Source organism: Aliihoeflea aestuarii, assembly GCF_024105665.1.
In the GTDB taxonomy this organism is placed as follows: Bacteria; Pseudomonadota; Alphaproteobacteria; order Rhizobiales; family Rhizobiaceae; genus Aliihoeflea; species Aliihoeflea aestuarii.
Genome location: NZ_JAAAMK010000003.1, coordinates 395397 through 415323 on the forward strand (window position 1 = coordinate 395397; position 19927 = coordinate 415323).

Genomic DNA, 19927 nt, shown 5'->3' on the forward strand with positions numbered 1-19927 from the left:
TCATTAGGGGAAATCCGGCATCTTGTTGCCCTATTCCCCTACTCACTTACTGCCCTACTCCCCTCAAACCAGGAGACGGAGCGACAGCTCCGAGATTGATTAAGATGGCACGTCAGGACCAGGCCAACGACCAGGCAGCGCTCACCTCGTTTCTATATGGCGGCAATGCCGCCTATATCGACGAGCTCTACGCCGCCTGGCAGGACAATCCGAACGCGGTCGATGCCGAATGGCGCGATTTCTTCGCAGCCCTGAAGGACGATGCCGACGACGTTCGCAAGAATGCCGCGGGCGCATCGTGGGAAAAGAAGAACTGGCCACTGACGGCCAATGGTGAGCTCGTCTCTGCGCTTGACGGCGATTGGGGCACGGTCGAAAAGCATTTCGACAAGAAGCTGAAGGGCAAGGCTGCCGCCGACGCGGCACCAATGACGGATGCGCAGGTCCAGCAGGCGGCGCGCGATTCCGTCCGCGCCATCATGATGATCCGCGCCTTCCGCATGCGCGGCCATCTCCACGCGAATCTCGACCCGCTGGGCCTCGCGGAAGAGAAAGAAGACTATAACGAGCTGTCGCCGGAGAACTACGGCTTCACCGAAGCCGACTGGGACCGCCCGATCTTCATCGACAATGTGCTCGGCCTCGAATTCGCGACCGTTCGCGAGATGGTCGATATCCTCAAGCGCACCTATTGCTCGACCATCGGCGTCGAGTTCATGCACATTTCCGATCCGGTCGAAAAGGCGTGGGTCCAGGAGCGCATCGAGGGGCCGGACAAGGGCATCGAATTCACTGCCAACGGCAAAAAGGCGATCCTGTCGAAGCTGGTCGAGGCGGAAGGCTTCGAGCAGTTCATCGACGTCAAATACAAGGGCACCAAGCGTTTCGGCCTCGACGGCGGCGAAGCGCTGATCCCGGCGCTGGAGCAAATCGTCAAGCGCGGCGGCGCGATGGGCCTCAAGGAGATCGTGCTGGGCATGGCCCACCGCGGTCGTCTCAATGTGCTCAGCCAGGTCATGCAAAAGCCGCACCGCGCCATCTTCCACGAGTTCAAGGGCGGCTCCTTCGCGCCGGACGACGTGGAAGGTTCGGGCGACGTGAAGTACCACCTCGGCGCATCGTCCGACCGCGAGTTCGACGGCAACAAGGTTCACCTGTCGCTGACGGCGAACCCGTCGCACCTCGAAATCGTCAACCCCGTGGTGATGGGCAAGGCGCGCGCCAAGCAGGACCAGATCTTCGGCCGCACGCGTGAGGACGTCGTTCCGTCGGAAGACCGCGCCAAGGTGCTGCCGCTGCTGCTGCACGGCGACGCCGCCTTCGCCGGGCAGGGCGTCGTGGCCGAGTGCCTGGGCCTTTCGGGCCTCAAGGGGCACCGTGTCGCCGGTACGCTGCATTTCATCATCAACAACCAGATCGGCTTCACCACCAATCCGCGCTTCTCGCGCTCCTCGCCCTATCCGTCGGACGTGGCGAAGATGATCGAGGCGCCGATCTTCCACGTCAACGGCGACGATCCGGAAGCCGTCGTCTACGCGGCCAAGATCGCGATGGAATACCGGATGACATTCCACAAGCCGGTCGTCATCGACATGTTCTGCTACCGCCGCTTCGGCCACAATGAAGGCGACGAGCCGGGCTTCACCCAGCCGATCATGTACAAGGCGATCCGTAGCCACGAGACCGTCGTCAATCTCTATTCGAAGAAGCTCGTCTCCGAAGGCGTCTTCACCGAGGACGAGGTTGCCAAGCTGCGCGCCGACTGGCGCGCTCGCCTCGAGGAAGAATTCGAGGCCGGTCAGGCCTACCGCCCCAACAAGGCCGATTGGCTGGACGGTGCGTGGTCCGGCCTGCGCACGGCCGACAATCAGGACGAGCAGCGCCGCGGCAAGACCGCCATGCCGGTCAAGTCGCTCAAGGAAATCGGCAAGAAGCTGACCGAGGTTCCGGCCGATTTCGAAGTCCACCGCACGATACAGCGCTTCCTCGACAACCGCCGCAAGGCGATCAATTCGGGTGAGGGCATCGACTGGGCGACGGCCGAATCGCTCGCATTCGGCGCGATCCTCATGGACGGCAACCCGATCCGCCTGTCGGGTCAGGATTCGGAGCGCGGCACCTTCTCGCAGCGCCACACGGTGCTTTACGACCAGAAGGACGAGAACCGCTACATTCCGCTCAACAATCTCGGCCCGCAGCAGGCGAATTACGAAGTCATCAATTCGATGCTTTCGGAAGAAGCCGTCCTCGGCTTCGAATACGGCTTCTCGCTTGCGGAGCCCCGGGCGCTGACGCTCTGGGAGGCCCAGTTCGGCGATTTTGCCAACGGCGCTCAGGTCGTGTTCGACCAGTTCATCTCCAGCGGCGAGCGCAAGTGGCTGCGCATGTCGGGCCTCGTGTGCCTTCTGCCGCATGGCTATGAGGGGCAGGGGCCGGAGCATTCCTCGGCGCGCCTCGAGCGCTTCCTGCAAATGTGTGCTGAAGACAACATGCAGGTCGCCAACGTCACGACGCCGGCGAACTACTTCCACATTCTGCGACGCCAGTTGAAGCGCGATTTCCGCAAGCCGCTGATCCTGATGACGCCGAAATCGCTCCTGCGCCACAAGCGCGCGATCTCGACGCTGTCGGAACTGTCGGGCGAAAGTTCCTTCCACAGGCTCCTATGGGACGACGCGCAATATCTCGGCGACCAGCCGATCAAGCTCGTCAAGGATTCGAAGATCCGCCGCGTCGTGATGTGCTCGGGCAAGGTCTATTACGACCTTTACGAAGAGCGCGAGAAGCGCGGCATCGACGACATCTACCTCCTGCGCGTCGAGCAGCTCTACCCGTTCCCGGCCAAGGCGCTGATCAACGAACTCTCGCGCTTCAAGAACGCCGAGATGGTCTGGTGCCAGGAAGAGCCCAAGAACATGGGTTCGTGGACGTTCATCGAGCCTTATGTCGAATGGGTGCTCGGGCATATCGGAGCCAAGCATCCGCGCGTACGTTACACAGGCCGTCCGGCCTCCGCCTCGCCGGCAACGGGTCTCATGTCCAAGCATCTGGCGCAGCTTGAAGCGTTTCTCGAAGACGCGCTCGGCGGCGGCGAATAGAAATCACCAAAGAACAGGCAACGGAAAAGAAGATGGCAACCGAAATCCGCGTCCCCACTCTGGGTGAATCCGTCTCCGAAGCGACCATCGGCAAGTGGTTCAAGAAGGCCGGTGAGGCGATCGCCGCCGACGAGCCGATCGTTGAACTGGAAACCGACAAGGTCACGATCGAGGTTCCCGCACCCGCCGCCGGCACGCTCGCCGAGATCACCGTTCAGGAGGGTGAGACCGTCGAGGTCGGCGCGCTTCTGGGCATGATCGGCGAAGGTTCGGGTGCAGCCCCTGCGCCGGCGAAGCCGGAAGAGAAGAAGGCGGAAGCCAAGCCTGCGCCCGCCAAGGCGGAAGCTGCTCCGGCGAAGTCCGGCGACATGCCGGCCGCACCGTCCGCCGCCAAGCTGATGGCGGAAAAGAACGTTTCGGCCGATCAGGTCTCGGGTTCGGGCAAGCGCGGACAGGTGCTCAAGGGCGACGTGCTGGACGCGATTGCGAAAGGCCCGGCTGCCAAGGCCGAGGCACCGCAGGCCGCGCGTGCGCCGTCCTCCGGTGACGATGCGTCCCGCGAGGAGCGCGTGAAGATGACGCGCCTGCGCCAGACCATCGCGCGCCGCCTCAAGGACGCGCAGGACTCGGCCGCCATGCTCACCACCTTCAACGAGGTGGACATGAAGCCGGTGATGGATCTGCGTTCGAAGTACAAGGACCTGTTCGAGAAGAAGCACGGCGTGAAGCTCGGCTTCATGGGCTTCTTAACCAAGGCGGTCACGCATGCGCTCGCCGAGATCCCCGCCGTCAATGCCGAGATCGACGGCACCGACATCATCTACAAGAACTTCGCCCATATCGGCGTCGCCGTCGGCACCGAAAAGGGCCTCGTCGTGCCGGTCGTGCGCGATGCGGACCAAATGTCGATCGCGCAGATCGAGAAGGAAATCGGCCGCCTTGGCTTAGCTGCGCGCGACGGCAAGCTCGGCATGGCCGACATGCAGGGTGGCACTTTCACCATCTCGAATGGCGGCGTCTACGGCTCGCTCATGTCGACGCCGATCCTCAACGCGCCGCAGTCTGGCATTCTCGGCATGCATAAGATCCAGGAGCGGCCGGTTGTCGTCGGCGGACAGATCGTCATCCGCCCGATGATGTATCTGGCGCTGTCCTACGATCACCGCATCGTCGACGGCAAGGAAGCCGTGACGTTTCTCGTGCGTGTCAAGGAAACGCTGGAAGACCCCGAGCGTCTCGTTCTCGATCTGTGATCGACGCCCAATGGCGCTGGCGGGCGATATGCCCGCCGCCGCAAACCATGAGGATCGAAGATGGACGGCGCGCTTCCGCTTGAACTCGTCATTCTGGGCCTCTCGGTCGTCCTTCTGATCGTCCATACGAGCCTTCAGGGACATTTCGCCACGCGCGAGCGCGGGATGGACTGGAATGCCGGCCCGCGTGACGGCGTCCCCGCGCCGCTCGGCGACAAGGCAGGCCGTGCCCAGCGCGCTCTCGACAATTTCAAGGAAACCTGGCCGGCCTTCATCGCGCTTGCGCTCGGCCTTGCGGTAACCGGTTCCACGGGTGGCATCGGCGCGATCGGCGCCGTGATTTGGTTTCTCGCCCGCATCGTCTATCTTCCGCTTTACCTTGCCGGCGTGCCGCGCTGGCGCAGCATGGTCTGGCTCGTCTCGATGCTCGGCCTTCTCCTGATGCTGATCCGCTTTTTCTTCTAATCGCAAAAAGGCTTTTGAGACCCATGTCCGATACGAACCCGACCCCTTACGATCTCGTCGTCATCGGAGCCGGCCCGGGCGGCTATGTCTGTGCCATCAAGGCCGCGCAGCTCGGCCTCAAGGTCGGGCTGGTCGAAAAGCGCGCGACGCCGGGTGGTACCTGCATCAATATCGGCTGCATCCCGTCCAAGGCGCTGCTCCACGCTTCGGAGAAGTTCGCGGAAATCGACCACCAGTTCGCCGATCTCGGCATCGAGGTCGGCGCGCCGAAGCTGAATCTGGAAAAGATGCTCGGCCACAAGACCGCGACGGTCGACGCCAACGTCAAGGGCCTCGAATTCCTGATCAAGAAGAACAAGATCGACTGGCTGCACGGTACCGGCAAGGTCGCGGGCACGGGCACGGTCGTCGTCACCGCCGAGGGCGACGAGGAAAAGACGGTTCAGACGAAGAACATCGTCATCGCGTCCGGCTCGGACGTCGCCGGCATTCCCGGCGTCGACGTGAAGTTCGACGAGAAGGTCATCGTCTCATCCACCGGCGCGCTTGAATTGTCCAAAGTGCCGGAGCGCATGATCGTCGTCGGCGGCGGCGTCATCGGTCTCGAACTCGGCTCGGTCTGGGCACGTCTCGGCGCGAAGGTCACTGTGGTCGAATATCTCGACACGATCCTCGGCGGCATGGATGGCGAGGTCTCCAAGCAGTTCCAGCGCATGCTGGGCAAGCAGGGCATCGAGTTCAAGCTCGGCGCGAAGGTCACCGGCGTCGAAAAGGCGAAGAAGGGCGCGACCGTCACCTTCGAGCCGGTGAAGGGCGGTGACGCCGAGACGCTCGAAGCCGATGTCGTCCTCGTCGCCACTGGCCGCAAACCGCATGTGGAAAGCCTCGGCCTCGACGCCGCAGGCGTTGCGCTCGACGAGCGCGGCCGAATCAAGACGGATGATCACTGGTGCACCTCCGTCGAAGGCATCTACGCCATCGGCGACGTGATCGCCGGGCCGATGCTCGCCCACAAGGCCGAGGACGAGGGCGTCGCGGTCGCCGAAATCCTCGCCGGGCAGGCAGGCCATGTGAATTACGAAGTCATCCCGAGCGTCGTCTACACCAGCCCCGAAGTCGCGTCGGTCGGCAAGACCGAGGAGGAACTGAAAAAGGCCGGGATCGCCTATAAGGCCGGCAAGTTCCCGTTCTCGGCGAACGGCCGCGCGCGTGCCATGCTCGCCACGGACGGGTTCGTGAAGGTGCTGGCGGATGCCACCACCGACCGCGTTCTCGGCGTCCACATTGTCGGCTTCGGCGCGGGCGAGATGATCCACGAAGCGGCGGTGCTGATGGAATTCGGCGGCTCGTCGGAAGATTTGGCGCGCACCTGCCACGCGCATCCCACCATGTCGGAAGCGGTCAAGGAAGCCGCGCTCGGCACCTTCTTCAAGCCGCTGCATATGTAGGTTTCGCGAACTCTACCCCTCATCCGGTCCTTCGGGCCACCTTCTCCCCAAAGGGAAGAAGAGCGCCTGCCGTGACGCTGTTTCCCCTCTCCCCATGGGGAGAGGGTGGCTGCGCAGCAGCCGGGTGAGGGGCTTCCCTTCAACTCAAACCGCGCTTCTCCATCATCGCCTCCGCCGTCGGCATGCGACCCCGGAACGCGGTGTAAAGCTCCTCCGGGTCCTTCGAGCCGCCTGCCGAATAGATATATTTGCGCAGCATCCCCGCCATCGCCGGGTCGAACGGGTTGCCGGTTTCCTCGAACGCCGCGAACGCGTCGGCGTCGAGCACTTCAGACCACATGTAGGAATAATAGCCGGCAGAATAGCCGTCGCCCGAAAACACATGCAGGAATTGCGGTGTGCGGTGGCGCATGGCGATGGCGTCCGGCATCTGGAGCCGCGCCAGCGTCTCGGCTTCGAAAGCGGCCGGGTCGGCGGGGGCCTGGGCTTCGGCATGATAGGCCATGTCGACCAGCGCCGAAGCGGTGAACTCGACCGTCGCGAATCCTTGGCCGAAATTCTTCGCCGCCAGCATCTTGTCCAGAAGGTCCTGCGGGAGCGGCTTGCCGGTGCGATAATGCACGGCGTGTGCTTTCAGGATTTCCGGCACGGTCAGCCAGTGCTCGTAAAGCTGCGATGGCAGTTCCACGAAGTCGCGCGAGACGGACGTTCCCGAAACGGACGGCCATGTCACGTCGGTCAGCATGCCGTGCAGCGCGTGGCCGAATTCATGGAACAGCGTGCGCGCGTCGTCCATCGACAGGAGCGCCGGTTCGCCCTTCGGCGGCTTGGCAAAATTCATGACGTTGTAGATGATCGGCGTTTGGCCGCCATTCAGCCGGTAGCCCGATTGCAGCGAACTCATCCACGCGCCCGAGCGCTTCGACGCGCGGTTGAAATAATCGCCGAGGAAAGTCGCGCGGTGCGAGCCGTCCGCATTCTTCACCTCGAAAACGCGCACGTCGGGATGCCATCCCGCAACGCCCTTCTTCTCCTCGAAAGTGACGCCGAAAAGCCGCGTCGCGACGTCGAACGCGGCCTCGATGATCCGGTCGAGCTGGAGATAAGGTTTCATCTCCGCATCGTCTAAAGCGTAGCGCTCGGCGCGCAGTTTCTCGGCATAATGCCTCCAGTCCCACGCGGCGAAGGCGTCGTTCGCGCCCGCCGCAGCCGCGAGACGTTCCAGTTCGCGCTGGTCCTCGGCGGCACGCGCCCGCGCCTTTTCCCAGACGGGTTCGAGCAAGCCAAGCACGGCGGAGGGCGTCTTCGCCATCGTGTCGTCGAGCTTGAGCGCGGCGTAGCTGTCATAGCCGAGCAGTTTCGCCTTTTCGGCCCGCAGCGCCAGCGTGCGCTTGACGAGATCGGCGTTGGTCTTTTCCCCGCGCGCGGTGAAGCCGCGCCAGGCTTTTTCGCGCAGGTCGCGGCGCGTCGAATAGGTCGTGAAGGGCTCGTAGATCGAGCGCGACAGCGTCACGGCGAACTGGCCTTGCCTGCCGCGCGCGGCGGCGGCCTCGGCCATCGCGTCCCTCAGAAATTCCGGCACACCGTCGAGGTCGGACGCATCGAGGAACAGCGCCCACTCGGCCTCGTCGGCGAGCACGTTCTGGCCGAACTGCGTGCCAAGCCCGGCGAGTTCCTCGTTGATCGCGCCGAGGCGCTCCTTGGCCGTATCGTCGAGCTTCGCGCCGGCTTTGACGAAATGCTTCCAGGTCTTTTCCAGAACACGCTTCGTTTCAGCGTCGAGGCCGAGCGCGGCGCGTTTTTCGTAAAGTGCGTCGACCCGGGCAAAGAGCGCCGCGTTCATGTTGATGGCGGAGAAATGCCGCGCCATCTTCGGCGAAATCTCGCGCTCCATCTTCTGGATCGCCGGGTTGGTGTCCGCGCCGGCCTTGCACCAGAACACCGCTGAAACGCGGCCGAGCGGCTTTCCGCAAAGTTCGAGGGCCGCCAGCGTGTTTTCGATCGTCGCCTTGCCCGCAGCGCCCGCGATCGCGTCGATCTCGGCCATATGCGCGGCCAGCGCCGCTTCGAAGACCGGCCCGAAATCGTCGTCGGAAATCGCCTCGAAGGCAGGCAGGCCGAGCGGGCCGGTCCAATTGGTCAGCTTATGGGTGGCGAGATCGATCGTGGCCGTCATGGAAATCCTCGGGCTGGAAGTGATCACGCACATTTAGGACGACGAAAGCGGCATCGCAACGCGCCGCTTCTTGACGATGTCGGGCGAGGATACTAAGTCGGACGGATAATAAGGTTGTCTTATCATCATGTCCCGCACCATCGACCCCGAAAGCTTCGGCTTTCTCGTTACCGATATTGCGCGCCTCCTGCGCACCGATATGGACCGACGCATCGCCGCGTCCGGCATGGACCTGACGCCAGGCGAGGTGCGGCTGCTCGTGCAGGCGGCGCGTGCAGGCCAGGTGCGCCAGACGGTTCTGGCCGCGCGCATCGGCATCGAGGCGATGACCGTATCCGATTATGTCGACCGGCTGGAGGCGCGCGGCCTGATCGAGCGCCTGCCCGATCCGACCGACCGCCGCGCCAAGCTCGTCGCGCTGACCGACGCCGCCGACGCCATTCTCGATCAGGTGGTGATGTTCGGCAAGGAAACGCGTGAAAGCGCTTCGCAAGGCATCGCGCCGCAGGATTGGGACCGCGTTCTGGCCGCTCTCAAGATCGTTCGCTGCAATTTTTCGGATGCGCGGATCGAAGCGCGGAGCGCTGCCGAATGAACGTGCAGACGACACAGCCCGTCGCCCCCGCGCCGGTCATGAGCGAATTGCGCGTGTCGATCATCGGCGCGATGCTGGTCGCCATCGGGCCGATCTCGATGGCCCTGTTCACGCCGGCGATGCCCGAAATCGTCAACGCGTTCGGCACGACCGATGCTGCGGTGGCGATGACCCTGTCGCTCTATTTCGCCGGCTTCGCCTTCGCGCAGCTCGTCTGCGGCCCCTTGTCGGACGGCTATGGGCGCAAGCCCGTCACCATCGCCTTCATGGGCATCTATCTCGTGGCGACCGTCGCCGCCATCCTCGCGCCGACCATCGAACTTCTGATCGCCTCACGGTTCATCCAGGGCGTGGGCGCCGCCGTCGGCGTCGCCATCGCGCGCGCCATCGTGCGCGACCTCTTCACAAGCGAGCGTTCGGCGCGGATCATGAACCTCATCGGCATGATCCTCGGCATCGGGCCGGCGCTGTCGCCGACCATCGGCGGCGTGGCGACCGAGCTTTTCGGCTGGCACTCGATCTTCGCCTTCATGCTTCTCTTCGGCGTCGCGATCATCTTGATGGTCAAGTTCGCGATGACGGAAACGGTCGTGCGCGATCCCTCGCGCATCAAGCCGCGCGCGCTGTTGCGCTCTTACCGCGCGCTCGCCACCAGCGGCTATTTCATGTGGTCGAGCCTCGTCCTCGGCGGGTCCGTCGGTGCGCTCTATACGCTGGCGACGCTGCTTCCCTTCGTGCTGATGGATCGTGTCGGCCTCACGCCGACGCAGTTCGGCATCGGCATGCTGATGCAGTCGGGAGCGTTCTTCCTCGGCTCCGTCGTGATGCGGCGGCTGATGGGCCGCCACAGCGCTTATCGTCTGGTCAGGCCCGGCCTGTGGTTCATCGCGGTCGGCAGCCTGCTGCTCTTCGTGGGGCTGCACATCGTCGAGCCGAGCTTTTTGTGGGTGATGGGGCCGGTCGGCGTCTATGCGTTCGGCATCGCCTTCGTCATGCCGGCCATGTCCACCGCGGCGCTCGCGCCCTATCCGCACATGGCGGGTGCCGCGGCTTCGCTCAGCGGGTTTCTCCAAATGGGCGGCGGTCTTGCCGGCGGCGTGATCGCCGCTCTGGTCGGCGATCCGATCACCGGCATCAGCACCGTCATCCCCGGCATGGGGTTCTTCGCGATCCTGTCCTGGTATCTGTGGAGCCGCTATCCCGAACCGGCGCTGGCACGCACGGTCATCACGCAGCCCCCCGTGCCGCCGGCCGAGTAGCCATCAGGCCGGGCGCTCGAAATCGCCGGTCGCCGGGTCCATCGCCCACAACTCGCCCGACGAGATGTCGAACCACGCGCCGTGGAGCGAAAGCTTTCCGCCGTCCTCGAGCGCCGCGACATAGGGGAAGCTGCGCAGGTTCTGCAGGGACAGGCGTACCGAGATGCGCTCCAGCGCCGTCTGACGTTCCGACTGGGTCATCGCGTCGTTGCCGGCTACAGCCTGTGCGGCCGCCGAAATCTGGCTCATCCACTGACCGATGAAATCGCTCGGCGAAAGCGGTTCAAGCATCGGGTTGAGCGCTGCTGAGATGCCGCCGCAGCGGCCATGGCCGAGCACCACGATATGCTTGATCCTGAGCGCCTGCACCGCGAATTCGAGTGCCGCCGAAGTCGCGTGCCGCTTGTCGTCCGGCTCGTAGGGAGGCACGAGATTGGCGACGTTGCGCACGACGAACAATTCGCCCGGATTGGCGTTGAAGATCGTCTCGGGCGCGGCGCGGCTGTCGCAGCAGGCGATCACCATCGTCTCGGGCTTCTGCCCTTCCGTGGCGAGAGTGCGGTAGCGTTCGCTTTCGTAGCGACCGTCCATAAATTCGCGATAGCCCGCGAGAAGGCTTTCCGGCAGATGGGTCATGGGTCTGGATTAGGCGGAAAAATCCGCGTCATCAACGGCTATTTGCGCAGTATCTTGCATGAAACCTCGATCCCCCCTGCGAAGCGAGGGAGGGCGCACAAAGCCAGCTCACGTCCAGATGGCGATCTGAACACCGTGCGCGTCTTTCAAGGGCGGATCTGGAAACGGCACCGCCTTGCCCGCCGCGAAGCGCTCGGCAACCAGAAACACCGCGCAGGCGTCGAGGAAGTCATCGGCGCCCGCGCCGCGCGGGCAGGGCGCTTTGAGCGCGGCACGGTCGATGCCGCACCGCGCCAGAAGCACGCGCCGCTCGTCCATGCCTGCCGGGCTGACGCGACCCTTCACCTTCTTCGGCAAAGCCATGTGCTGCTCGCCGTTGAGCCGCCAGAACGCCGCTTCGGGATGGGATTCGATAATGCGGCCCTGCAGATCGGGCCACGCGATCAGCAGCGCATCGATCTCCCTGATCTTGGCGAAAAGCGCGAAGGCTTGAATGGAAACCCCGCGCGGCGGAATGGACGTCGCTTTGGCGATCCCGCTCGCCTTGCGGTGGTCGTCGTACCATTTGTCGAGCGTCGTGAACGGATCGGTCGCCGCGTAAACGGCCGCGCGGGAGGGAATGGAGAATACGCTCGACTGGCGCTGCCCCAGATGCTTGCGAACAAGCATTTCCGGGCCGCGTCCGCCGCCCTCGATACGGTCCGGCAGGCCGATCGGCATGTCCACGGCGATGATGGCGTCATGTGGATAGTGTGCGACCAGCGCCTCGAATGTCCGATGGATGCGGGTTTCGATTTCGCCGCCATTGTTGCGGCTGACCGCGATCCAGCCTGCCTTGCAGCCATCGACGCCGACGCAGATCGGCATCTAGAGCGAAACCGTTTCCGGCTGCGTGCGCGGCTTGCGCAGGAGTTCGGCGTCGGTCTCCAGCATCAGTTCGTCGCTGCCGCGCGATACGGCGGCGGCGAGGCAGTCGAAGACGCTCGCCGTCGTTTTTGCCAGCGCCTCACGCGGGGCGAGTCCATCGAGGCGATGCGCGAGAATGAGTGCGGCGGTCATGTCGCCGAGACCGTTCGGCGGGCGCTCGATCACATCATGGGCGGCGAGCCACGCACCACCGGCTTCGACCAGAAGATTGCCGATACGGCCATCGCCGGCCGGGGCGGATGTGACGACCATCGCGGCCGGGCCGGCGCTTCTTGCAGCTTCGATCATTGTCGCGCGGTCGGTGGACACGCTACCCGCCAGCCAGTCGAGTTCGTAGCGGTTCGGCGTTGCGATGTCGGCCAGCGGCAGCAGCATGTCGCGGATCGCCTCGGCGGTCGCTTCGGGCACATAGAGCCCGCCCCGGTCGCCGATGACCGGATCGCAGACATGCAGCGCGGCGGGGTTCTTCGCCTTCACCGCCTTTATCAGCCGTGCGACCGGCCCAGCCTGTACGGCATCGCCGAGATACCCCGTCAGGACACCGCCGACCTCGCCCAGCCACGGCGCGCGCTCGAGATCGGCAAGGAGGGCCGCGAACGCCTCGCCGGGCGGCACGATCCGCGTTGCCGGTCCATGGCCCGGATGCCAGGGCAAGGTCACGGTCGGCACCGCCCAGACCGGAAAGCCGAGCGCTTCCAGCGCGAAGACGGCGGCACGGTTACCGACCGTGCCGCGCACGACATGGCTGGAAATCACGATGATTGCGGGCTTCGTCATGCCGCTCTCAGCCGCCGGTGATGATGGAGAACAAGGACCACAACAGGATCAGCAGGATCACGACGCCCATGGCGCGGCCGATCCGTGTGCCCCAGACCTCAGCCCAGTCGTTCTGGTCCGCGTCTCGCCCCTCCATGTGGTCGCGCACGCGCTGCGCCATGGTGGCTTCGGTTTCCTGTCCGACGCGGTTGATGATGCGGCGCGATTCGCGCTTGTCGTTGTCGTCCTGGCTCATGGTGAGAGCTTTCCTTCGACCAGCCTGATCCAGTAGCTGACGCCCGCCGGTATCGCCTCGTCGGAAAAATCATAGGCGGGATGGTGAAGACCCGCCGACGCGCCGTTGCCCAGGAAGACCAGCGTTCCGGGCCTGCGGTCCAGCATGTGCGAGAAATCCTCGCCGGCCATCACCGGAACCGTCTCGGCATCGACGCGCGCGTCGCCGACGACCTCGCGGGCGATGCGCGTGCAAAACGCCGCCTCGTCGGTATCGTTTTCGGTGACGGGGATCGACTGGTTGTAGTCCACTTCCACGCGCGCGCCGGCAGCTTCGGCGGTCTTCGTCGCGATGGCGGTGACGCGCTCTTCGATGTGGCGCGCGTCCGCCATCGACAGCGCCCGCGCCGTGCCCCATAATTCGATCGCTTCGGGAATGATGTTGTCGGCGGTGCCGCCCGCGAATCTCGTGACGGTCACGACGGCGGGTGCGATCGGGTCGACCGTGCGCGACACGATGGTCTGCAATGCGCCGACGATCTGCGCGCCCACGACGATCGGATCGATGGTCGTGTGCGGCCGCGCCGCGTGCCCGCCGCGCCCGTGGATCCGGATGGTGAACTTGGCCGACGCCGCCATGATCGCACCGCGCTTCAGCGCGATGTCGCCGACGGGAATGCCGGGCATGTTGTGCATCCCGTAGACATGGGAGATACCGAACCGGTCGAACAGGCCGTCCTCGATCATCGCGCGCGCGCCGCTGCCGATTTCTTCCGCCGGCTGGAACACGAGCACGACGTTTCCTTTGAAATTGCGCGTCTCGGCCAGGTATTTCGCCGCGCCGAGCAGCATGGCCGTATGCCCGTCATGGCCGCAGGCATGCATCGCGCCTTCGATCGTCGAGGCATGGGGCTGGCCGCCCGCCTCCACGATCGGCAGCGCGTCCATGTCGGCGCGCAGCGCGATTGCGGGGCCGTCGCCATGGCGGCCGCGAATGACGGCGACCACGCCGGTCTGCCCGACGCCGCGATGGATTTCGTTTACGCCGAATTCCTCCAGCCGCCGCGCGACGAATTCGGCCGTCTGATGCACCTCGAAGCCGATTTCGGGGTGCTGGTGCAGATGCCGCCGCCAGAAGGCGATTTCGTCATACATGTCGCTGACGCGGTTGAGGATGGGCATGAAGGGCTCCGTTGTGTCGCGCCGACCCTAGCCAGCATCGGGTGACGTTGGAACCGAAAAGATTGCCGCGTCACCGCCCTGCCGTTACGGTGCGGCCCGTCGCACAAGAGGAGACAGGCATGGCCGAGGAAGCGTTGATCGTCATCGACGTGCAGAACGATTTTTGCCCCGGCGGCGCGCTCGCCGTCGAGGGCGGCGAAGAGATCGTGCCGGTCGTCAACCGTATGATCGAGGCGACCCCGCATGTAATCCTGACGCAGGACTGGCACCCCGCCGGCCATTCGAGCTTTGCCTCGCGTCATAACGGAAAGACCCCGTTCGAGACGGTCGAGGCCGATTACGGGCCGCAGACGCTGTGGCCCGACCATTGCGTCCAGGGCACGAAGGGCGCCGCTTTTCATCCCGAACTCGAGTGGACGCGCGCCGAACTGATCGTGCGCAAGGGCTTTCGCCCCGGCATCGATTCCTATTCCGCCTTTTTCGAGAACGACCGCAAGACGCCGACCGGGCTCGGCGGCTATCTGAAGGAGCGCGGCATTTCGAAACTGACGCTCGTCGGCCTCGCCACCGATTTCTGCGTCGCCTATTCGGCGCTCGACGCCGTGCGGCTCGGCTTTTCGGTCACTGTCGCGATGGAAGCCTGTCGCGCCATCGATCTCGGCGGCTCGCTGGCGGCGATGATCGGAGAGATGGAAAAGGCAGGGGTACGGCTGTCATGATGCGCGCTCTTCTCATCGCCGCAAGCCTTCTGTGCGCCACCGTCGCTCGCGCCGAAATCGTCTCCGAATACACGGAATTCGACGGCTATGACGACTGCACGGCCTATCGCGGCTCGGAGCCAGGCGAAGGCGACTGGGCGGACCTCGTCTGCGCCGGCTATCAGGGCTACCCCGTCATCCTCGCCTACACCGATTTGCGCTACACCGCCTTTTACGGCTTTCCGCCGGAAGGCGACATGCCGCGCCAGGCGGGGTTCCACCCTTTCAATCGTCCAGGTTCCCGGATCGAATGGCGCATCGACCGGCAGGAGCGCACGGAAGCACCGTTCGCCGCCATTCAGCGCTGGTTCGCCAGCACCGGCGAGGAGGGAGCGCGCGATCTCGAAATCCTCGCCGTCAGCAAGGTTGCGACCATCAAGGACCGGACGGGATGTTTCGTCGGCTTCGTCATGGCGACCGGAAACGCACAGGCCAACGAGGAAGCCCGGCAACTGGCTGACGAGACCACACGCGATTTCGATTGCGCGTCGGACGAGCGCGTCATCGCCGATCCGGCGATAAGGGCTCTGGTTTCAGGCTGAGCGCTTCGCGCGCATCAAAAGGAACATGGGACGGTCGAGTTCCTGTTCCCATTCGGGATGGGCGGCGATCTGTGCAGCGCTCGGCCGCCATTCCTCCAAATGATCGATGTCGAAACCGGCGCCGGTCAGTGCCGAGAACGTCGTGCCGAGCGTGCGATGGTATTTCTCGACGCCGTCCACGAACCAGTGATTGCGACGAAGTCCCTCCCGGAAATAGCCGTCGAGCGGCCAGATGGCGCGGCCGTCGCCGTCTTTTCTCCAGCCGGGCGTGGAGGGCGCGGTGTTGATGGGATGTTCGATGCTGAAGACCAACGACCCACCCGGCTTCAGGCTTCGGTGGACCGTTCGTGCCAGCCGACCGAAATCCGCGACATAGTGAAAGGCGAGCGAGGAGTAGGCGAGGTCGAATGCCCGATCCGGAAGGTCGAGGGTTTCGAGGTCGGCAATCTCGTATTCGATCGCCGCGCTCGATGTTTGCGCCCGCGCGTGCGCCAGCATGTTCCGCGAGATGTCGAGCGAGAGAATACGGCTCGCGCCGGCCGTTGCGGCCCAGCGCGAGAACCAGCCGAAGCCGCAGCCGAGATCGACGACGGACAAGCCGTCAATGGGCGGCAGAAGCGCACGCATGGAAGGCCATTCCGGTGCGCCATCGAGCCCATGGACGGAACGTGGCAGTTGGCAATAGCCCTGCAGGAAGGCGTCGTCGTCGTAGATGTTCTGCGTCAACGATGCCTCCCGGATCGGTGTCAGCCCTTCGCCTTGGCGCGCTCGATCGCTTCGACGATCATGGCGCGGGCCTTTTCGGCACCCTGCCAGCCGCCGATCTTGACCCATTTGCCGGGCTCCAGATCCTTGTAGTGCTCGAAGAAGTGCTCGATCTGCTTGAGCGTGATCTCCGGCAGGTCGGTGTGGTTGAAGACGTTCTCGTAGCGGCGCGTCACATGCGGCGACGGCACTGCGATGATCTTCTCGTCCTTGCCGCCGTCGTCCTCCATGATCAGAACGCCGATCGGGCGCACATTGATGACGCAGCCGGGTACCAGTTCGCGGGTGTTGCAGATCAGGACGTCGATCGGGTCGCCGTCCTCCGACAGCGTGTGCGGCACGAAGCCGTAATTGCCGGGATAGCGCATCGGGGTGTAGAGAAAGCGGTCGACGACGAGCACGCCCGCATCCTTGTCCATCTCGTATTTGATCGGCTGGCCGCCGGCCGGCACTTCGATGAGGACGTTGACGTCTTCCGGCGGATTGTCGCCGATGGAGATGGCGTCGAGGCGCATATTTTATTCCTGTTCGCAAGTTTCGAGATTGCGAGAGGCGTTAGCGCGGATAATGCTGCATTGCAATGGAAAGGGACGATCCGGCGGATCAGTTCCAGATATAGGCGACCTTGCGCAGCGCCTTTTCGTCGAAAATCTCGACGCCTTCGGCAACATCGCGTCCGCCCGCGCCCTCGTAAAAGGCGCGCGCGCCTTCGTTCTCCTCCAGCGCCCAGACGACGAGCCCGGTCAGGCCATGCGCCTTCAGCCGGTCGCGTGCGGCCTTGAACAGGCGGGTGCCGAGCCCGATGCCCTGATATTCGGGCAGGAGGTACAATTCGTAGATCTCGCCGTCCTGAGGCAGGTCGCGCGCGCGGTTGCGGCCGAGTGTGGCGTAGCCGACCACGTCGCCGTCGATCTCGACCACCAGCACGCTGGCGGCGCGGCGGATCGCCTTTTCCCACCATTGCACGCCCCTGCGGGACAGCATGGAATTCAGGGCCGTGTGCGGTATGAGGCCGGCATAGGCGCCGACCCAGGCATCATGATGCACGCCGGCGATCGCTTCCGCGTCGTGCGGGTCGGCCTTGCGAATGTCAATCGAGAGCGTCTTCATGATTTGTTAATCATAATCCGCGACGCCGCTTGACCGCAAGCGGGAAGGTGTTTTGGCCGTCTCCGTTTTTGCAGTTTGGAATGGCGAGGCCTGGATTCTTGTGACGAGCACAGGAATGACGGCCGAGAGGTCGATGCCAGTCGTCGGCTTCGCAAGGCTTGCATCGATACCAATGCAATCGTCATTCCTGTGCTCGTCCCAGGAATCCATGCCTCGCCATCGAAGCTGGCGGGCATTTAAGCGACAGGCTGGCCTCAGGCGGTGCCGGCGGCGCGCATTGCGCCCAAGTCGGTGACTTGTGGTGCGGGCCGCGCCGCGCAGCGCAAGGCCGCGATCAACACCTCGATATCGGATGCCTCGACCGGCTGCCATCCGCACGGGCAGGGCTCGATGCCGCGATGGGCGGCGGCGATCTCGCGATAGATATTGCCCACGGACTGTGCGGCCAGCCGCATGACGACCATCGGCGGCAGGCCGGTCGTGCGCATCACCTCGCAGAATTCGTTCATGATGGTCGCGCGGATGTGCTCGCGCGCCTGATCCTGCCTGCGTTCATATTCGTGCATGCCAAACTCCATCGTGGATTTCGGCGGCACATTAACGCGGCTTTTCCGACAGGCAAGCAAAACATGACAAAAGCAGTCATGATTATGCGTGACACGTCCGATAGCGCGCCATACTGGTGGACACGCAACGCAAAACGGGCGCGGAAATGATCCCGCGCCCGTTCCGGCAATTCGATATCGCGTCGCGCTTACGCGTTGGTGTCCGCGTCCTGCGCGGCCTTTTCGGCGGCGAGCGCCTGGGCGGCGGCGACCTTCTCGGCTTCGCGCTTGGCGCGCTCTGCGGCGGCGGCCTCACGCTCGGCGTCGTTCAGCTTGCGGGCGCGCACGCCGGTATTCTCGACGATGCGAGCCGACTTGCCGCGACGATCGCGCAAATAATAGAGCTTGGCGCGGCGCACCTTGCCACGGCGCACGACTTCGACGCCCTCGACCAGCGGCGAATAGATCGGGAACACGCGCTCCACGCCTTCGCCGTAGGAAATCTTGCGAACCGTGAAATTCTCGTTGAGGCCGGCGCCCGAACGCGCGATGCACACGCCTTCATAAGCCTGGACGCGGGTACGCGTGCCTTCGGTGACGCGCACCTGGACGCGGACGGTGTCGCCCGGCTGGAATTCGGGGAGCGTGCGCTTTTCTTCGATCTTGGCGGCCTGTTCGGCCTCGAGCTGACGGATGATGTCCATCGCGGTATCCTCTTCTTGTTCTTCGAACAGCCAGAGCGCTCGGCTCTCGTTCCCCCAGTCGCGTTGGACCGTGGAACTATGCGAACCGGCAAAACCGGAAGGCAGGAGCGATGGTCAGTAATTGTTGTCGGGTCCGGACCGTACATCCGGGCTCGGGGGCGCTCATACACGCCTTTGCGCGGTTTGTCACGTCTTGCGCGTCATTTTCTCGATCAGGTCCGGCCGCCGCTCGGCGGTGAGGTCGAGCGCCCGCTCGCGCCGCCAGGCGGCGATCCTGCCGTGATTGCCTGAGGTCAGCACGTCCGGGATCGGCATGCCCTCGAAATCGGCGGGGCGGGTATAATGGGGGTGTTCCAGATGGCCGCTTTCGAAGCTTTCTTCCTCGCCGGAGGCCACGTTGCCCATGACGCCGGGCAGAAGCCGCACGACCGCATCGAGAAGCACCTGCGCGGCGAGTTCGCCGCCCGACAGGATGTAGTCGCCGATCGAAACTTCCTCGAGGCCCCGCGCATCGATCACGCGCTGGTCGACGCCCTCGAAGCGGCCGCACAGGATCATCACGCCCGGCCCGCCGGAAAGCTCGCGCACACGCGGCTGCGTGAGCGGCTTGCCGCGCGGGCTCATCAGGAGGCGCGGGCGCTCGTCGCCTACGGGCGAAGCGTGATCCACGGCCTTCGCGACGATATCGGCCTTGAGCACCATGCCCGCGCCGCCGCCGGCAGGCGTGTCGTCGACCGTGCGATGCCGGTCGGTCGCGAAATCACGCAACTGCACCGTCTCCAGCGCCCAGATTTCTTTTTCCAACGCCCGACCGGACATAGACAGGCCGAGCGGGCCGGGAAACATCTCCGGGTAAAGCGTCAGGACGGTCGCGCGGAAGGTCATTCGTCCGGTCCGTCGTCATCGCCGCCGACCAGCCCGGCCGCATGGGCGTCGATCTCGATCCGCCCTTCGGCGACGGCCACGCGCGGCACGGCGGCCTTCGTGAACGGGATCAGCACCGTGCCGCCGGTCGCCAGCGTCAGTTCCAGAATGTCGCCCGCGCCGAAATCGTGCATCGCCTTGACCGTGCCGAGACGCGCGCCGGCATCGTCGACGGCGGCGAGCCCAATCAGGTCCGCCTGGTAGAATTCGTCCTCGTCGAGATCGTTCGGCAGCGCGGCCCGCGAAACGAACAGCTCGGTGCCGTTCGCGGCCTCGGCTGCCTCGCGCGATCCGATTTCCCTGATCTTCGCGACCACGACAGTCTTCGACGGCCGCAGATCGAGGATCGTGTAGCTCTTGCCCGCCGCGTCGAACAGCGGCCCGTAATCGCCGAGCGCCAGCGGATCGCCGGTGAAGGTCTTTACCCGCACCTCGCCGCGCACGCCGTGCGGCGCGCCGATCACCGCCATCAGTACTTTTTCGCTCATGTTGCGACCTTTCATCGATCGCACGCTTCAAACGCCGCCCTTCATCGCCTGTCAACCTTGCA

General features: G+C 64.5%; 21 protein-coding genes. 8 read left to right on the top strand and 13 right to left on the bottom strand.

From position 1 onward, the window contains the following. The first annotated feature begins 104 nt into the window (after positions 1–104). The 4 genes from GTW25_RS09570 to lpdA are packed head-to-tail and all read left to right on the top strand — an operon-like array spanning position 105 to position 6264. Positions 105–3098, top strand: coding sequence for a 2-oxoglutarate dehydrogenase E1 component (locus GTW25_RS09570; RefSeq protein ID WP_252911860.1), 2994 nt, complete (start codon positions 105–107; stop codon positions 3096–3098). A 32-nt stretch (positions 3099–3130) separates the two neighbouring features. Beyond that, positions 3131–4351 carry a 2-oxoglutarate dehydrogenase complex dihydrolipoyllysine-residue succinyltransferase gene (odhB, locus tag GTW25_RS09575; RefSeq protein WP_252911862.1) on the top strand — a complete coding sequence of 407 codons (1221 nt, stop codon included), beginning with the start codon at positions 3131–3133 and terminating at the stop codon, positions 4349–4351. A gap of 60 nt (positions 4352–4411) precedes the next feature. After that, entirely contained in the window at positions 4412–4816 is a 405-nt protein-coding gene (locus GTW25_RS09580) for an MAPEG family protein (protein WP_252911863.1), read from the top strand. 23 nt (positions 4817–4839) lie between these two features. Then, positions 4840–6264, top strand: coding sequence for a dihydrolipoyl dehydrogenase (gene lpdA / locus GTW25_RS09585; protein ID WP_252911865.1), 1425 nt, complete (start codon positions 4840–4842; stop codon positions 6262–6264). Between the two features lie 139 nt (positions 6265–6403). On the opposite strand, the gene GTW25_RS09590 is transcribed toward lpdA, so the two are convergent. Then, entirely contained in the window at positions 6404–8440 is a 2037-nt protein-coding gene (locus tag GTW25_RS09590; RefSeq protein WP_252911867.1) for a M3 family metallopeptidase, read from the bottom strand. Between the two features lie 127 nt (positions 8441–8567). On the opposite strand from GTW25_RS09590, the gene GTW25_RS09595 reads away from it, so the two are divergent. Next, a complete protein-coding gene (locus tag GTW25_RS09595; protein ID WP_252911868.1) occupies positions 8568–9035 on the top strand; it encodes a MarR family winged helix-turn-helix transcriptional regulator in 468 nt (155 codons plus the stop codon). Beyond that, positions 9032–10294: a multidrug effflux MFS transporter gene (locus GTW25_RS09600; protein ID WP_252911869.1), complete on the top strand. Its 1263-nt coding sequence runs from the start codon at positions 9032–9034 to the stop codon at positions 10292–10294. Before GTW25_RS09595 ends, GTW25_RS09600 begins: the two co-directional genes overlap by 4 nt. A 3-nt stretch (positions 10295–10297) precedes the next feature. Here GTW25_RS09600 and GTW25_RS09605 read toward each other — a convergent pair whose 3' ends face one another. The 5 genes from GTW25_RS09605 to GTW25_RS09625 all read right to left on the bottom strand — a co-directional run bounded on the left by GTW25_RS09605 (position 10298) and on the right by GTW25_RS09625 (position 14029). After that, positions 10298–10930, bottom strand: a complete 633-nt coding sequence (locus GTW25_RS09605) for a carbonic anhydrase (protein ID WP_252911870.1) — start codon at positions 10928–10930, stop codon at positions 10298–10300. Between the two features lie 108 nt (positions 10931–11038). After that, the gene (locus GTW25_RS09610) at positions 11039–11797 is read right to left on the bottom strand and encodes a DUF429 domain-containing protein (protein WP_252911871.1); all 759 of its coding nucleotides are present in this window, start codon (positions 11795–11797) and stop codon (positions 11039–11041) included. Continuing rightward, positions 11798–12634 carry a pyridoxal kinase PdxY gene (pdxY, locus tag GTW25_RS09615; protein WP_252911872.1) on the bottom strand — a complete coding sequence of 279 codons (837 nt, stop codon included), beginning with the start codon at positions 12632–12634 and terminating at the stop codon, positions 11798–11800. It abuts the gene before it with no gap. Positions 12635–12641: 7 nt separating this feature from the next. Beyond that, entirely contained in the window at positions 12642–12869 is a 228-nt protein-coding gene (locus GTW25_RS09620) for a hypothetical protein (RefSeq protein WP_252911873.1), read from the bottom strand. Continuing rightward, a complete protein-coding gene (locus tag GTW25_RS09625) occupies positions 12866–14029 on the bottom strand; it encodes a M20 aminoacylase family protein (RefSeq protein WP_252911874.1) in 1164 nt (387 codons plus the stop codon). The genes GTW25_RS09620 and GTW25_RS09625 overlap by 4 nt, the downstream gene beginning before the upstream one ends. 119 nt (positions 14030–14148) lie before the next feature. On the opposite strand from GTW25_RS09625, the gene pncA reads away from it, so the two are divergent. Both pncA and GTW25_RS09635 read left to right on the top strand, forming a co-directional pair. Next, a complete protein-coding gene (gene pncA / locus GTW25_RS09630) occupies positions 14149–14748 on the top strand; it encodes a bifunctional nicotinamidase/pyrazinamidase (protein ID WP_252911875.1) in 600 nt (199 codons plus the stop codon). Then, positions 14745–15329 carry a hypothetical protein gene (locus GTW25_RS09635; RefSeq protein WP_252911876.1) on the top strand — a complete coding sequence of 195 codons (585 nt, stop codon included), beginning with the start codon at positions 14745–14747 and terminating at the stop codon, positions 15327–15329. Before pncA ends, GTW25_RS09635 begins: the two co-directional genes overlap by 4 nt. Here GTW25_RS09635 and GTW25_RS09640 read toward each other — a convergent pair. From GTW25_RS09640 to rimM, 7 genes are all read right to left on the bottom strand, one after another. Next, positions 15321–16055, bottom strand: a complete 735-nt coding sequence (locus GTW25_RS09640; RefSeq protein ID WP_252911878.1) for a class I SAM-dependent methyltransferase — start codon at positions 16053–16055, stop codon at positions 15321–15323. The genes GTW25_RS09635 and GTW25_RS09640 overlap by 9 nt on opposite strands. Before the next feature lie 20 nt (positions 16056–16075). Beyond that, the gene (gene ppa, locus GTW25_RS09645) at positions 16076–16609 is read right to left on the bottom strand and encodes an inorganic diphosphatase (RefSeq protein WP_252911880.1); all 534 of its coding nucleotides are present in this window, start codon (positions 16607–16609) and stop codon (positions 16076–16078) included. Positions 16610–16697: 88 nt separating this feature from the next. Then, a complete protein-coding gene (locus GTW25_RS09650; RefSeq protein WP_252911881.1) occupies positions 16698–17204 on the bottom strand; it encodes a GNAT family N-acetyltransferase in 507 nt (168 codons plus the stop codon). Between the two features lie 254 nt (positions 17205–17458). Beyond that, positions 17459–17770, bottom strand: a complete 312-nt coding sequence (locus tag GTW25_RS09655) for a hypothetical protein (RefSeq protein ID WP_252911882.1) — start codon at positions 17768–17770, stop codon at positions 17459–17461. Between the two features lie 188 nt (positions 17771–17958). Beyond that, complete coding sequence (rplS, locus tag GTW25_RS09660; protein ID WP_252911883.1) at positions 17959–18453, bottom strand: 50S ribosomal protein L19; 495 nt, start codon at positions 18451–18453, stop codon at positions 17959–17961. Positions 18454–18639: 186 nt separating this feature from the next. Further along, complete coding sequence (gene trmD / locus GTW25_RS09665; RefSeq protein ID WP_252911884.1) at positions 18640–19338, bottom strand: tRNA (guanosine(37)-N1)-methyltransferase TrmD; 699 nt, start codon at positions 19336–19338, stop codon at positions 18640–18642. Next, entirely contained in the window at positions 19335–19865 is a 531-nt protein-coding gene (gene rimM, locus GTW25_RS09670) for a ribosome maturation factor RimM (RefSeq protein ID WP_252911885.1), read from the bottom strand. Before rimM ends, trmD begins: the two co-directional genes overlap by 4 nt. Positions 19866–19927 lie beyond the last annotated feature (62 nt).